The organism is Nitrobacter hamburgensis X14 (genome assembly GCF_000013885.1).
Classification (GTDB): Bacteria; Pseudomonadota; Alphaproteobacteria; order Rhizobiales; family Xanthobacteraceae; genus Nitrobacter; species Nitrobacter hamburgensis.
Genome location: NC_007964.1, coordinates 1459344 through 1473879, shown reverse-complemented (window position 1 = coordinate 1473879; position 14536 = coordinate 1459344). Strand labels below are relative to the sequence as shown.

The 14536-nt window shown below is 62.3% G+C and carries 12 protein-coding genes; 4 read left to right on the top strand and 8 right to left on the bottom strand.

Annotated elements, in window-relative coordinates; all coding sequences use genetic code 11:
* Positions 1–7 precede the first annotated feature (7 nt).
* The 4 genes from NHAM_RS06660 to NHAM_RS06645 form a co-directional block, all read right to left on the bottom strand.
* Entirely contained in the window at positions 8–1156 is a 1149-nt protein-coding gene (locus tag NHAM_RS06660) for a DegT/DnrJ/EryC1/StrS family aminotransferase (RefSeq protein WP_011509822.1), read from the bottom strand.
* A 16-nt stretch (positions 1157–1172) separates the two neighbouring features.
* Positions 1173–2213 (bottom strand): Gfo/Idh/MocA family protein, encoded by a 1041-nt coding sequence (locus tag NHAM_RS06655; RefSeq protein ID WP_011509821.1) that lies wholly within the window; start codon positions 2211–2213, stop codon positions 1173–1175.
* Positions 2214–2546: 333 nt separating this feature from the next.
* The gene (locus NHAM_RS06650; RefSeq protein ID WP_011509820.1) at positions 2547–3959 is read right to left on the bottom strand and encodes a mannose-1-phosphate guanylyltransferase/mannose-6-phosphate isomerase; all 1413 of its coding nucleotides are present in this window, start codon (positions 3957–3959) and stop codon (positions 2547–2549) included.
* Positions 3960–4148: 189 nt separating this feature from the next.
* Positions 4149–5168 (bottom strand): NAD-dependent epimerase, encoded by a 1020-nt coding sequence (locus tag NHAM_RS06645; protein WP_011509819.1) that lies wholly within the window; start codon positions 5166–5168, stop codon positions 4149–4151.
* A 187-nt stretch (positions 5169–5355) separates the two neighbouring features.
* On the opposite strand from NHAM_RS06645, the gene NHAM_RS06640 reads away from it, so the two are divergent.
* Positions 5356–6315 (top strand): lysylphosphatidylglycerol synthase transmembrane domain-containing protein, encoded by a 960-nt coding sequence (locus tag NHAM_RS06640; protein WP_041357793.1) that lies wholly within the window; start codon positions 5356–5358, stop codon positions 6313–6315.
* Positions 6316–6358: 43 nt separating this feature from the next.
* On the opposite strand, the gene NHAM_RS06635 is transcribed toward NHAM_RS06640, so the two are convergent.
* The 3 genes from NHAM_RS06635 to rfaD form a co-directional block, all read right to left on the bottom strand.
* A complete protein-coding gene (locus NHAM_RS06635) occupies positions 6359–8287 on the bottom strand; it encodes a nucleoside-diphosphate sugar epimerase/dehydratase (RefSeq protein ID WP_011509817.1) in 1929 nt (642 codons plus the stop codon).
* Between the two features lie 64 nt (positions 8288–8351).
* A complete protein-coding gene (rfaE1, locus tag NHAM_RS06630) occupies positions 8352–9821 on the bottom strand; it encodes a D-glycero-beta-D-manno-heptose-7-phosphate kinase (protein WP_011509816.1) in 1470 nt (489 codons plus the stop codon).
* Between the two features lie 122 nt (positions 9822–9943).
* Positions 9944–10924, bottom strand: a complete 981-nt coding sequence (gene rfaD / locus NHAM_RS06625) for an ADP-glyceromanno-heptose 6-epimerase (protein ID WP_011509815.1) — start codon at positions 10922–10924, stop codon at positions 9944–9946.
* Positions 10925–11105: 181 nt separating this feature from the next.
* On the opposite strand from rfaD, the gene waaF reads away from it, so the two are divergent.
* The 3 genes from waaF to NHAM_RS06610 all read left to right on the top strand — a co-directional run bounded on the left by waaF (position 11106) and on the right by NHAM_RS06610 (position 13507).
* Positions 11106–12179, top strand: coding sequence for a lipopolysaccharide heptosyltransferase II (waaF, locus tag NHAM_RS06620; RefSeq protein WP_011509814.1), 1074 nt, complete (start codon positions 11106–11108; stop codon positions 12177–12179).
* 186 nt (positions 12180–12365) lie between these two features.
* Entirely contained in the window at positions 12366–12959 is a 594-nt protein-coding gene (locus tag NHAM_RS06615; RefSeq protein WP_011509813.1) for a D-sedoheptulose 7-phosphate isomerase, read from the top strand.
* On the top strand, positions 12956–13507 hold the full coding sequence (locus NHAM_RS06610; protein WP_011509812.1) for an HAD family hydrolase: 552 nt from the start codon (positions 12956–12958) through the stop codon (positions 13505–13507). The genes NHAM_RS06615 and NHAM_RS06610 overlap by 4 nt, the downstream gene beginning before the upstream one ends.
* Here the strand turns inward: NHAM_RS06610 and waaC are convergent, their stop codons facing one another.
* The gene (waaC, locus tag NHAM_RS06605; RefSeq protein WP_011509811.1) at positions 13508–14452 is read right to left on the bottom strand and encodes a lipopolysaccharide heptosyltransferase I; all 945 of its coding nucleotides are present in this window, start codon (positions 14450–14452) and stop codon (positions 13508–13510) included. It lies immediately after the preceding gene.
* Between the last annotated feature and the right edge of the window lie 84 nt (positions 14453–14536).

Below are 14536 nucleotides of genomic sequence, written 5' to 3'. Positions count from 1 at the left end.
GCCGAAATCAGTTCGGAAGCGCGGCGCGCACAGCCTCGATGATCCGGTCCTGAGTCGATTCATCCAGATAGGCATGCATCGCCAGGCTGATGACCTCGGTCGAGAGCTTTTCGCTGACCGGCAGGCCGGCGGCCGCGACCGGGAAATTCCGGTACGCGGTCTGTTGGTGCAGCGACCTCGGATAGTAGATCGCGGTCGGAATACCCTGCGCCTTCAGCGTCGATGCCAGCGCATTGCGACCCCCGTTCGGCGGCCGGATGGTGTATTGCGCCCATACCGACGTGCAATCCGGCGCCACGCGGGGCACGATCGCAACATGCCCAAGGCCTTCATTGTAACGCCTGGCGGCCGCGTCCCGCGCCGCAATTTCATCGGGAAATATCTTGAGCTTTTCGATCAGGATGGCCGCCTGCACGGTATCGATGCGTCCCGTGAGACCCAGCCGCACGTTGTCGTACTTGTCGGAACCTTGCCCGTGCACGCGGACGCTGCGCAATGTGTCCGCCAGCTCAGCATCGTCGGTGAAGATCGCTCCACCGTCACCATAGCAGCCGAGCGGCTTGGCGGGGAAGAAGCTGGTCGCGGTCGCGAGGCCGAACGTACCCAGCCGCCGCCCTTTGTAGGTCGCGCCAAAACCCTGTGCGGCGTCATCCAGAACGAACATGCCCTCGGACGCGGCCACCGCCGCAATCGCATCGTGATCGGCGGGCTGACCGAACAGGTCGACGGGAATGATGGCTTTGGGCTTGAGGCCCTGCTTTTTCGCGACCGCAATGCCGCTTTTGAGCGAGGCGATGTCGATATTGAACGTCGTCTCATCGACATCGACAAATACTGGCGTGGCTCCGAGCAGCGCCACGACTTCACCCGTCGCGCAGAATGTGAATGTCGGGCAGATCACCGCGTCGCCAGGACCGACATTTTTCGCCAGCAGCACCATCAACAGCGCATCCGTGCCGCTGGCGCAGGCCACCACATGCTTCGCGCCGCTGAAAGCCGCGAGATCGGCCTCCAGACGGGCTACCTCCGGCCCGTTGATGAACTGGCAATGCGTCAACACCCGAGCAACGGCGTCGTCGATACGCTTGCCGAGACGACGGCGCTGTTCGACAACGTCGATGAACGGAATCGCCCGAGCAGGCATGTGTTGCTGCATTCAGTCCTCTAAACAATCAGCCGGCGATGAGGCGCGCGGCTGGCCGCATCGGCGGCGCGACGGAAGACGGGGCTTCGAGGCACTTGATCGCGATCTCGAGGCTGGCGACGCCTTCGCCGCCACTCACCGCCGGATCTTTGCCCGAACGCACCGCATCGACAAACGCAATCAGTTCGGCGCGCAGGGGTTCGTCGTGGCCCACCGGAAGGTGGCGCATGGAGTAACTGCCGTCCGGTTGGAAACCGAAGCATTCGGCCACCTGGCGGGTCAGCAGATCACCCATCACGTATTTGCCACGGGTTGCGACCGTGACGTTGCGGGCCTTGAAGGGCGTCAACCAGTTCGTATTGATGTGCGCGAGCACGCCGGACGCGGTCCGGAACTGAAGCAGCGCGATATCCTCCCGCTCGGCGACGGCGCTGGAGAGTTGGGGCTGCACGTCGATGATTTCGGATCCGGTAAACCAGCGGATCAGGTCGATGTCATGCACGGCAAGGTCGATCACAACGCCGACATTCGACATGCGCGGCGGGAATGGACCGACCCGCGTAATCGCGATCGAGAGAATGTCCTCACCCTTGATCGCCTGCTTGATGGCAGCGACAGCAGGGTTAAAGCGCTCGACATGGCCGACCATCAAGGTCAGACCGGCTTGCCGAGCCGCGGCGACGATCCTGAGGCCCTCCTCGACCGTCGAGGCGATCGGCTTCTCGACCAGAACGTGAACGCCGCGCGCAATGCAGGCCAGCGCGAGCTCACAATGAAGGTGTGTCGGTGCGGCAATGGTGACAGCGTCGACGCCGGCCGCGAACAGCTCATCGAATGTCTCGAAGGTTCGGCACCCGATCATCTCGGCCGCGCGGGCTCGATGCGCGGCCAGGGGGTCAACGATGCCGACCAGCCTGACGCCGGCAAGACCGGCCAGCACGCGGCCGTGATTGCTGCCCATGACGCCGGCCCCGATCACACCGACGCGCAGCAAGCGCTCGGGCCCTGCAGTCTTCACTGCAGATGGCTTCAATGCAGGCGGCTTCAATGCAGATGGCTTCGAACTCATCAGGTACCCCAAAATCGATTGGCTAGCGCGTATTCCACAAAACTGGATACCGGCTTTGCGATCAGAATACGCGCAAGTTATGGTCGAGAGCATTTTCTCTCGGCTAACCGGATTCCACTTAGCCAGAAAACGTTCTCAGCACCCCCGAACCCGACCGTGCGCTCTCCCTAGCACGCCCTCACAACAGTGGCGATTAGAGGAATAACAATCCCAACACGTTTTGATTCAAAGAATTACATGACGCTTAAACTTGTACGACGATTAATAGCGTCGCTGGAACAGGGTCTGGACCATGTTTCCACAGATTAGCCGATTCGGCGCTCGCATCGAAGCTCAGCTTCGCCGATAGTCATCCTCGATGCGGATAATGTCGTCGTCGCCAAGATAGCTGCCGGTCTGCACTTCGATCAGTTCCAGTGGAATCTTGCCGGGATTTTCCAGCCGATGGGTGGCTCCGATCGGAATATAGATCGATTCGTTCTCGTGCACGGTCTTGACGAGGTCATCGACCGTTACCTTCGCGGTGCCCCGGACCACGACCCAGTGCTCCGAGCGATGATGGTGTTTTTGCAGCGACAACCGCTCGCCGGCCGTCACCGTGATGTGCTTGACCTGATGCCGCTCGCCCCTGTCGATCGACTGATAGGCGCCCCAGGGCCGATGGACCCGGAGATGCTCTTCCGTGACCTGCGGCGCCAGCGCCTTCAACTTTGTGACCAGGCGTTTCAGCCCGTTGGCGTCCTTCTGGCGCGAAACCAGCACGGCATCCTGCGTCGCCACCACCACGAGATCGTCGACGCCTTCCAGCGCGACCAGCGCCTTGTCGGTCGAAACATTGCAGTTGCGGGAATCCTCGAACACTGCGGTCCCTTGCGCCGCATTGCCCTGACCGTCCTTGTCCGACAACTCCCATACCGCGTGCCACGATCCGACGTCCGACCAGCCGCAATCGACCGGAACCACGGCGGCATGCGCGGTCTTTTCCATCACCGCGTAATCGATCGAAATCGCCCGCGCCTTCGAAAAGGCGTCCGGGTCGAGCGTGACAAAGCCGAGATCCCGGCCGGCCTGGGCCACCGCATTGGTCACCGCCCGGACGCTTTCGGGATCGACGCTACGGTATTCATCGAGCAGCATCGCCGCACGGAACATGAAGTTGCCGCTGTTCCAGAGATACCCCGCCTCGACGTAGCCCGAGGCGGTTTGCGAATCGGGCTTCTCGACGAACGTCGCCACCGCGCGCACCTCGCCCGCAACCGCCGCACCCAGGCTGATATAGCCGTATTCGGTTGCCGCCCGCTCCGGCCTGACGCCGAAGGTCACGATGCGGCCGGCATTCGCTGCAGCTAATCCCTGACGGCAGGCGGAGACGAACGCATCCGTGTCGCGCACCACGTGATCCGCCGCAAGCGCGAGAACAACGGCCGCGTTGTCACGCATCTGCGCGAAGGCGGCTCCCGCGGCGATCGCCGGTCCGGAGTCGCGCCGTGCCGGCTCCAGCAGAATGTCCGCTTCAAGTCCGATCTCCGCGAGCTGTTCAAGCACCATGAAGCGGTAGGCGGCGTTGGTGACCACGATCGGCCGCTCGAACAGCGCGGGATCGGAAACCCGCCTCAGCGTATCCTGAAACGTCGAACGCGGCCCGAACAGCGGCAGAAACTGCTTCGGGCGGTCCTCGCGCGAGGCCGGCCACAGCCGGGTTCCAGCACCGCCACACATGACGAGCGGAATGATACGCTCACTCACAAGACAATCTCCACTTGTTGATTTGTCCATTAGCGTGTCGGTTCCGACGTTCGCATATCCCTTGCAGCCACCTTGATGCGAACCCGGATCATAGGGATACTCAAAACCTTATGATCATGACGTGCTTGGACTGAGACGTTCGCTGGACGGGACGGGATCGGGTCATGAGGCAATCCTAGAGCCGGATCACTAGCCGACCCGATGATAACGACAATACCACGCTGCAAAACGATGGATACCGTCTTCCAGCGGCGTCGAGGGACGGAAACCCACGTCGCGGATGAGATCGTCGATATCGGCGAACGTGGCCTGCACGTCGCCGGGCTGCATCGGCAGCATTTCCTTTTGCGCGGTCCGCCCCAGCGCCTTCTCAAGGAAGGCGACGACGCTCATCAACTCCGCCGGCTTGTTGTTGCCGATATTGTAGATCCGCCAGGGCGCCGGACTGGTCCCGGGGTCCGGCGCATCGCCCGACCAGTTCGCTTCGCCACGCGGAACATGATCGATCAGGCGGATAACGGCTTCGACGACGTCATCGACGTAGGTGAAATCGCGCCGCATGTCGCCGTGATTGAACAGCCTGATCGGCTGCCCCCCGACGATCGCGTCGGCGAACTTGTAGAGCGCCATGTCGGGCCGGTACCACGGACCGTAGACCGTGAAGAAGCGCAGTCCCGTTATCGGAATGCGGTAGAGGTGACTGTAGGCATGCGCCATCAGTTCGTTGGATTTCTTGGTCGCCGCATACAGGCTGATCGGGTGGTCGACGTTGTCGCGGACGGAAAACGGAAGTTTTGTATTTGCACCGTAAACAGAGGACGACGAAGCAAACAGCAAGTGAGGGCACTCGGCGTGCCGACATCCTTCGAGGACATTTGCAAAAGCCGTGAGGTTGGAATCGACGTAGGCGTCCGGATTTTGCAATGAATAGCGCACGCCCGCCTGGGCTGCGAGATGGAGCACGACCGAACGGCGGTTTTCAGCAAACAGGGCGGCCGTCGCCGCGCGATCGGCAAGATCGGCCTTGACGAAACGGAATCGCGAATCCTTGCGCAGGATTTCGAGCCGGCCGTCCTTGAGCGCGGGATCGTAATAATCGTTGAGACTGTCGATGCCGACAACCCGGCGGCCCTCCTTCAGGAGCCGGCCAGCGACGTGAAATCCGATGAAGCCCGCCGCGCCGGTGACCAGTATCGGGTAATCCGACATTTCACTCCTCAGGGTGTGCAGGTCGCGACATACGATATTTTGTTACCCATGGCCTCGAAGGGATCGCCATGCTCGGCCGGGCGACTATTGCCAGATGCCGTCCAAAACCATACCAAGGCAACCGGGCCCACTGATTGTCGTCCCGAAGATCCCGACGGCCAACTTAACCTCGGCACACACAAGCGCAATGCGCCAGATCCTGCTTTCAACGGCAAAAATACTGGTCTCGGCTGCGCTGCTCTACCTTGCGCTCCGCAAGGTCGATGTCTCCGACCTCGTCTCGCGCCTCGGTTTCACCAGCGTTGGCTGGATCGCTCTCGCCGTGGCCGTGACGTTGTTGCAGGTTCTTGTCAGCGCCCTGCGCTGGCGGGAAATCAGCGCCGACTGCGGTGCGCCTCTCTCGGTCGCGCTGGCGGTGCGCTATTGCATGATCGGCTCGTTCTTCAACCAGACCCTGCCTTCGTCCATCGGCGGCGACGCCATGCGGCTCTGGCTGGTCGGACGCGGCCCGTCCGGTTGGCGGGCAGCGGCCTATTCGATCTTCGTCGACCGCGCGATCGGCCTGACTGCGCTCGCCGTGCTGATCGTCGCGAGTCTGCCATGGAGTTATCGGCTGATCGGCGATCCTCAGGGCCGGCTTGCGCTGCTGTTCGTCGATTTTGCCGCGCTGGCCGCCGCCGGAGGATTCCTGCTTCTCGGCAGATTGCATTGGCCCTGGCTCAGCAATATCCGGGCCGTGAAGCATCTTCGCACCTGCTCGGTTATCACCAACCATGCCATCTTCAATCGCGAGCGCTGGTGGAAGATTGCGTCTCTGTCGCTGCTCATCCATATCCTCGCCGTCGTGGTCGCGTGGTGCGTCGTGAGGGCGATCGCCGCGCCGATCCTGTTCAGCGAGATCTTTCTGCTTGTTCCACCGGTCATGCTGATTACGATGCTGCCTATCTCGATAGCCGGCTGGGGCGTGCGCGAGGCCTCCATGGCCCTGGCTTTCGGATACGCCGGACTAGCGACCAGCGAAGGCATCAATGTCGCGCTGTTGTACGGCGCGGTGTTTTTTGTCGTCGGCGCGCTCGGCGGGCTTGTCTGGATCTTCAGCGTCGAGAGGGCCGAGAAGGGACCGGCTTCGATCGAACTCACAAAATAGCGACGCAAGCCTGTTCGCGCGCAAGTCTGTTCGCGCGACAGTATCAGGCGAGAGGCGATGTCTGTCCGGCGGGTGCCCCGAATTCCGGCACGGCATCTTTCAGGACCGAGCGGATCGTCGACTTGTCCTCGTTGGCGACGGCTGCCGTCAGGACCATGATCCACTTGTGCAGCATGTCTATCGGCGGCTCGTTCGGCTTCGCCGCCAAAATCCCCGGCAAGCCGATGTCGATCGTCGGCTCCTCGCTCGCAAACAGGATTTCATTCAACCGTTCGCCCGGCCGCACGCCGGTGAAGACGATCTCGATGTCTTGATGGGGCTGCAGGCCGGACAGGCTGATCATGCGTTCGGCAAGATCGACGATCTTCACCGGCTGGCCCATGTTCAGGACATACACCGATACATCATGTCGTTCCGGCATCGCTGCATGGCTGGCCGCGGTGATGACGAGATCGCAGGCTTCGCGAATCGTCATAAAGTAGCGCACCATATCCGGATGGGTGACGGTCACCGGACCGCCGGCTTCGATCTGCGCCTTGAACTTCGGCACCACCGATCCATTCGACGCCAGCACATTGCCGAAGCGAACCGAAATCAGCCGCATCGGAATCTTGCCCTCGGTGCGCTGCGCCAGTTCGCGATCGAGCGCTTGGCAGTACATCTCGGCAAATCGTTTGGTCAACCCGAGCATCGACACCGGTTCTATCGCCTTGTCGGTGGAGACCATCACCATGGCTTCGGCACCCGACGCCAGCGCCGCATCGGCGACATTGATCGACCCGAAAATGTTGGTCTTGACGCCCTCGCTCCAGTCTCGTTCTAGAATGGGCACATGCTTGAGCGCAGCCGTATGAAAGACGATGTCTGGCTTGAATTCGTCCATCAAGCGCATCAGCCGCTCGCGGTCGCGAATGTCGGCGATGCGGCCTTCGACGACAGCGGTCCGACTTCTGTCGCCCAGTGTTTCCACGATCGCGTAAAGTGCGGGTTCGGAGTTTTCGATGATCAGCAGCCGGCTCGCACCGAACGTCACGATACGCTTGCAGATTTCGGATCCGATCGATCCGCCACCGCCGGTCACGACAATCGACTTGTTCTTGACCAGCCCTTCGAGCCGCTCATAGTCGATGGTACGGCTTGGGCGAAGCAGAAGATCTTCAACGGCAACCGGTGTCAGGCGCGGAATCTCGCCTCCCTCGCCGAGCGACGGCAACCGGCTTACCTTGAGGCCCAGTTTGCGGCCGCGTGCGAGAACGGTCTCCGGTTGGGCATCGGACTCGAATGCGGATGGCGTCATGATGATGCGCTTGATCGGCCCCTGCCGCGCGGCAAAATCCGCTATCACCTCCTCGAGCTCGTCCACTCCGCCCAGAACTGAAACGCCACGTATCGTCTGGCCGATGTCGGCGGGCGACGGCGACAGCAGGCCGACCGGCCGCAATCGCTTGACCGCCCCGCTTTCGACCGAGCGGAACAGAATTTCGGCATCGGCGGCGCGACCGACGACGATCGCCGGAGTCGCGTCGTCGGCCTTTACGTGAACCAGGGTTCGCTTGTAGCGGAAATATCGGTAGGTAAAGCGTGTGGCCGCGAGTAGAAATATCTGCAACAACCAGTAAAGTATGATCGTCTTCCGTCCGAGAAAGAACGTGCCATAGAGATTGGGCGCGATGATGATATAGTCGAAGACAAGAATGACAAACGTCAGAAGCGAGGAGGCCTTGACGATGTTGAGAGCGTCGACAAGAGAAATGAACCGCCATTTTGTCGTCGTCAGGTTAAAGACATAAAAGACAACGGAGCTGATGACGAGGAAATAAGGCAGCGCCTGCAAAAGCAACGGCAAGCGCACGGCAAGATCATGATCGTCAAAACGGAAGTAACAGCTCACGAGCAGCGCCACCACGACCGTTATCAGGTCATGCAGCGCGATCAGAGCATTTCGGGAGGTAAACTTACGACGCGGATTCATCAAGCGATCGTCCAGACAGTACAAGAATTGGAAACGGTTCGGTCGCTCCCGAACAAGGCGGCTCTCATGCCCGGCCTCCGGCGCGCTTCACCAGCGACGTGGTGCTGAAGCCCCGCAGAATATCGATCAACACGACCTCGCCACCTCGTGCAGTAACTAGCTCCTGACCGACGACCTGCTCAAGAGAATAATCCCCGCCTTTGACCAGCACGTTCGGCTGAATCCGCTCGATCAGGTTCATCGGCGTGTCTTCCTCGAAAATCACCACGAGATCGACAGCCTCGAGCGCGGCCAGAACCTCTGCCCGCGCCCGCTCATCCTGGATCGGGCGGCCCTCGCCTTTCAGCCGGGTCACGGACGCATCGCTGTTCAATCCGACAACCAGCCGGTCGCAAGCGGCACGCGCTCCGGTCAGCACCTTGACGTGCCCGGGATGCAGGATATCGAAGCAGCCGTTGGTAAAACCGATCCGCAAACCTTGCTCACGCCATGCCGACAGGCGTTGGTCGAGATCGTCCGTCGATTGCGCGATTTTCTCCTCGGCGGCGAGAAAGGCTGGCGGCAGGATCTTGCGGCGCAATTCTGCGAGCGTGACGACCGCCGTGCCGCTCTTGCCGACCGCGACCGCCGCGGCGGCGCTCGCCGTCCGCAACGCGGTCTCCCAATCGGCGCCCGCTGCGAGCGAAACCGCGAGCGTGGCGACGACGGTGTCGCCGGCGCCCGTCACGTCGCGAACCTTGACGGTGTGCGCGGGAACGTGAATGACCTCGCCCTCACGCGGCACCAGCGTCATGCCGTGCTCGCTTTGCGTCACCAGCAAGGCTTCGCCGTCGACGAGCCGCATCACCTCGCGAGCCGCCGCCGCAATGCTCGCCTGGTCGTCGGCGCGGCTACGGGTCGCGTCCGCAAACTCCTTGCGGTTCGGCGTGAGCAGCGTCGCGCCGCTATAGATACCGAAATTGGCGCTCTTCGGATCGACGATCACACGCTTGCCGAGCCCGCGGGCGGCATCGATGACGTCGCGGATCACCCGCGCCGTCAACACCCCCTTGGCATAGTCGGACAACAAGACGATGTCCGCGCGCGGCAGTTGCGGCAGAATGGCATCGATCAAGGCCTGCTCCACCACCCCGGACGCCGGAGCGGGCGTTTCCCAATCGGCGCGCAGCATGTGGGTCGAGAAATGATCCGAAACGAAACGCACCTTGCGCGTCGTCGGCCGTGCCGGGTCCGAAATCAAAAGCGGCTCGATCAGGCCTTCGCGCGAGAGCGTGGTGCGCAGCCTGACGCCCGCCTCATCCTCGCCCGCCAATCCGACAAAGATGCAGCGCGCACCGAGCGCAGCGATGTTACGCGCGACGTTGCCGGCGCCGCCGACATTGATTTCGCTGCGTTGAACCGCGATGACCGGCGCCGGGGCCTCCGGCGAAATCCGCGAAATCTCGCCGTACACGAACTCGTCGAGCATCAGGTCGCCGACGCAGAGCACCGTCTGGCAGGAAAACGCATTCGACAAGCCGTCAAAATCGAACATCAAACCCTTTACCTGCTGCTGGAGCCTGATCCAATTCCCTTGAATCGGACTCTAGCCTTGTCCTTCTGGTTGAGCATGATCTATCCGAAAACCGGTTTCCACTTTTCGGGATCATGCTCTGGTCAACGAAAGCGATCGTCGCGGTCGAGATAGCCTTTGACATAGGCATCGACCGCTTCCTCCAGCGGCGTGAAGCCGCCGTTGTAGCCTGCGCGTTGCAGGCGCTCGACCTCGCCTTGCGTAAAATACTGGTAGGCACCGCGAATCTGCCCGGGCATATCGACGTATTCGATATTGGGCTTCGCGCCAAGCGAGACATAGGCCGCCGCCATCAGATCACGAAAGCTGCGCGCCTTGCCGGTTCCCACATTGAAGAGACCACTGACCGAAGGCGTGGCCAGCAGCCACATCATCACGCGCACCACGTCGTCGACGTAGATGAAGTCGCGGCGCTGGTCGCCGTCGGCAATGCCCTCGCGGTGCGACTTGAACAACTGTACCGGGCGGCCGGCTTTGACGTCGTCGAAACGGCGCGTCAGCACGCTCATCATGGTGCCCTTGTGATATTCATTGGGACCGAACACGTTGAAGAACTTGAGACCGGCCCATTGCGGCGGCAGCGCGTCACCGTCGGCGGCGCGGCCAGCGACCGCCATGTCGAACAGGTGCTTGCTCCAGCCGTAGAGATTCATTGGCCGGAGCGTCCGCAGCGCGCCCACCGATTGATCGTCGCGAAAGCCCTGCCGGCCATCGCCGTAGGTCGATGCCGACGAGGCATAGATGAAAGGCGTCGCCGTCGCCGTACACCAGTCGAGCAGCCGCAGCGACAGCCGGAAGTTGGTCTCGATGACGAGATCGCCGTCGGTCGCGGTGGTCTCGGAGATTGCGCCGAGGTGAACGACGGCGTCGAGACGACGGCCATCGAGCCAGCTCATCAGCTCTGCGGGCGGAACGATATCCGCAAGCTGCCGCTTGGCGAGATTGCGCCATTTTCCATCATGCCCCAGCGTATCGCAGACCGTCACATCCCCGCGCCCGGCGTCGTTCAACGCGGCCACGAGATTCGATCCGATAAAACCGGCGCCCCCGGTCACCAGCAGCATGATGTCCCCGTCATGGATGTGCGACTCACGGTTTGCCCCAGTCCCGCCTGTGAGGCAACTTGGATAGCGTGACGCGGCGAAATCACTCGCCAAAAGCATCGCAAGAGATAACTTTACCTCTGGCGTGGGAGCGGATAGGGAGGATTTTTCATCCGTCCCGGTGTTACTCGTTCGTTAAGTTATGAAAACAGATTCAACAGTAGAGCGGAAAGTTGTCAGCGACCCGGACGATACCCGGCCCATTCTGATTGTCCCCTACATGTGGATCGGCGACTTCGTCCGCGGCCACACGGTGGTGCGGGTGCTCAAGCAGCGCTGGCCGAATCGACCGGTGGATATTCTGGTGACAACACTCTGCGCCCCGCTGGTCGATTACATGCCCGGTGTGCGCGCCGGCGTGGTCTGGGATCTACCCCGAAGCCGGCTGGCGCTGACGCAACAGTGGGATCTCGCCCAACAAATGCGCGCGCAGGGGTACGGAACCGTGCTCATCATGCCACGCACCTGGAAATCGGCTATTGCGCCCGCGCTGGCCGGCATCCCGGAAAGGGTGGGATTTGTCGGCGAAGCGCGATTCGGGCTGCTCAACCGCTGGCGCTGGGGCGAACGAGCCCTGCCGCGCATGATCGACAGGAAGGCCTCGCTGGCGCTTCCGGCCGGGGCGGAACGGCCGCCCGAATGGCCCGCACCGCAGCTTCGGGTTTCCGGCGAGGAGGTGACCCGCTGGCGGCAGGCGCAGGGATTGGGCACGGGGCCGGCGGTGGCGCTGGCACCGGGGGCGGTCGGCTCCAGCAAGCGCTGGACCTCCTACGCCGAGGCCGCCCGGATGCTGGCCGAGCGTGGAATCGACCTTTGGGTGGTCGGCGGCCCCAACGAAAAAGCGATCGCCGCCGAAATCGTGGCAACCGGGGGCTCGCGGGTCAGGAATCTGACGGGTCACGACTTGCGAAACGGCATTCTGGCGATGGCGGCGGCCACGCTCGCGATTTCGAACGACTCCGGCCTGCTGCACGTCGCGGCCGCGATCGGAACGCCCACGATGGGAATTTTCGGACCGACCAGTCCCTATCACTGGGCGCCTTTGAACGGGCTCGCCGCGACGATTCAGGCAAAAACGTCCATCCCGTGCCGACCGTGCCACCGCCCGGTCTGCACCATGAACGACCATCGCTGCATGAGGGACATTCCAGCAGCCGAGGTGGTTGCGATTGCGGAACAGGTGCTCGCGGAGGCTGGCGCCCGCGTATCGCATTGATGCAGCCACACTTGCGTGGGCATGACGCGTTCATTACCACTGATCACAGAGCGGGATGAGGAAAAGTGTGTAGCGGTTTTCCGCCCGCATCCCGCTTCTCAAAATATTAGAATCGATCACGTTCATGATTTTGAATCGATTCGATCCAAAATCATCGTGATCTGATCACGGCGACAAAGGTGCGTCTTGAGCCAGAACCAGATCGCGACCCATTTTCAACAATCGCTCGCGGCCCTTGAGCGCGCGGCCAACGACGCGGCGCTGCTCGCGGTTACAAGCGATATTGCTCTCGCCATCGTCGATGCGATCCGTTCCGGAAACAAGGTGCTTCTGATCGGCAACGGCGGAAGCGCCGCCGACGCCCAGCACATCGCCTCGGAAATCGTCGGACGCTACAGGAAGGAGCGCCCCGGCTACGCCGCCGTCGCGCTGACCACCGACACGTCCGCCCTCACCGCCATCTCCAACGACTACGGCTTCGAGCAGATTTTCGCCCGGCAGGTCGAGAGCCTCGGAAGGCCAGGCGACGTACTGCTGGCACTGTCCACCTCGGGCCAATCACCAAACATCCTCGCCGCTCTTGCCGCCGCGCGTCAACGCGGACTCGTCATCGCTGGCTTCACCGGCCTCAAGGGCAAGAGCCTGCACGACGTCTGCGACCATCTTTTCGTCGCGCCAAGCGACGACACTCCTGTCATTCAGCAAATCCACATGACGGCAGCCCACGCGATCTGCGACAGCGTCGAGCGCGCGCTGGCGGACGGGGTCGGCGACAAGTGAGCGGCGCGGAGATCGCTCAGGCCTCCAGGCCCGCCGCATTCCTGGATCGCGACGGCGTCATCAATCACGACGACGGCTACATGGGCACGCGCGAACGCATTCGCTGGATGCCCGGCGTCGCCAAGGCGATCCGACGGCTGAACGATGCCGGATATTTCGTTTTCATCTTCACCAATCAATCCGGCGTCGCGCGCGGCTTCTTCAGCGAGGATGATACGCGCAACCTGCACCTGTGGATGCAGTCGCATCTCACATCGCAGGGCGCACGAATCGACGACTTCAGATATTGCCCGCACCATCCCGACGGCAGCGTCGCCGGCTATCTGGAAGATCATCTCTGGCGTAAACCGAAGCCCGGCATGATCCTCGACCTGATGCAGCATTGGCCGGTGCGGCAACAAGGCAGCTTCGCCATCGGCGACCGCGAGAGCGATATCGAAGCAGCAGGCGGTGCGGGAATTCCGGGCTTCCTGTTCTCAGGTGGCGATCTCGACGCATTCGTCGCGGGGGTGCTTGCAAACATATCGCGCGCGACGGCGTCGATCTAGTTAAGCGAGCACTCGCTCGGCGGCCTCGATCGCCTGCCGCGCAGCCGGTGGACCGTTCCTGCCGCCCAGCACCGCCATGCGTCCACTGCCGACCGGCCCCGTCAGGCCCGGATCGGTGCTGACATAGATGCCGACGAGCGGAACCCGATACGCCGCGGCGAGGTGCATCAGGCCGGTATCGACGCCGATCACCAGTGCCGCATTGCCGATCACTTGCGCGGTCAGATCGAGGCTTTGGCGCGGCAGCACGCGACTGCCCGCGATTTCCCGCGATAACCGTTCGGACAGCAGGCGCTCGGCCTCGGTGCCCCACGGCAGGACGGTCTGCAATCCATTCGCCTGCAGCCAGCGACCCGTTTCGATCCAGTCCTCGACACGCCACTCTTTCGAGCGCCGGGACGTTCCGTGAAGCAGCACGGCGTAGCGTTGGCTATCCGTCTGCAAAGGACGGATCAAACCATAGTCGACATCGTCGGGCGGCCGATATCCGAGCGAGAGACCGGTCAGGATCCGGTTTCGAGTCACGGCGTGCAGATCCCGCCTCACCGCGTGCCTGACGTCGTAGAATCGCGCGGCCAGCGGTTCGCGGATGCTGTGGCCATCGTAACCATGACGCTCGCCGCGCGCGACGCGCGCCATGATCGCGGAGCGGATCAGGCCCTGGGTGTCGATCACCTTGTCGAACGCCCGCTCGCGCAGGCGCGCGCGGAACCCCGCGATCTCGCGCCATGTCGCACCAGTGGCGAGTTGTGAACGCCAGCGCCGCGTCGCAACGGTCGTGACGTCGGCGACCGACGGGTGCAATCGCGCCAGCGGCGCGAACGCCTCTTCCACCAGCCACGTGACCCGCAACTGCGGACATGCGCGCGAGGCATCGACGATCGCGGGCATCTGATGCACCACGTCGCCGAGCGAGGAGGTCTTGATGATGAGAATGTCAGTCATCGACGCCGAAGGCCGCTCAGAAAAAATCGGCTCTCGTTACAGTTTGGCAACTATAATGTCGATTCCCCGGCTCGAAGGGCGGAA

Coding starts and splice junctions, on each gene's coding strand:
- NHAM_RS06660 (WP_011509822.1), bottom strand. CDS start 1,156: ATGCAGCAACACATGCCTGCTCGGGCGATTCCGTTCATCGACGTTGTC.
- NHAM_RS06655 (WP_011509821.1), bottom strand. CDS start 2,213: ATGAGTTCGAAGCCATCTGCATTGAAGCCGCCTGCATTGAAGCCATCT.
- NHAM_RS06645 (WP_011509819.1), bottom strand. CDS start 5,168: ATGTCGGATTACCCGATACTGGTCACCGGCGCGGCGGGCTTCATCGGA.
- NHAM_RS06640 (WP_041357793.1), top strand. CDS start 5,356: ATGCGCCAGATCCTGCTTTCAACGGCAAAAATACTGGTCTCGGCTGCG.
- NHAM_RS06635 (WP_011509817.1), bottom strand. CDS start 8,287: ATGAATCCGCGTCGTAAGTTTACCTCCCGAAATGCTCTGATCGCGCTG.
- rfaE1 (WP_011509816.1), bottom strand. CDS start 9,821: ATGTTCGATTTTGACGGCTTGTCGAATGCGTTTTCCTGCCAGACGGTG.
- rfaD (WP_011509815.1), bottom strand. CDS start 10,924: ATGCTGCTGGTGACCGGGGGCGCCGGTTTTATCGGATCGAATCTCGTG.
- waaF (WP_011509814.1), top strand. CDS start 11,106: ATGAAAACAGATTCAACAGTAGAGCGGAAAGTTGTCAGCGACCCGGAC.
- waaC (WP_011509811.1), bottom strand. CDS start 14,452: ATGACTGACATTCTCATCATCAAGACCTCCTCGCTCGGCGACGTGGTG.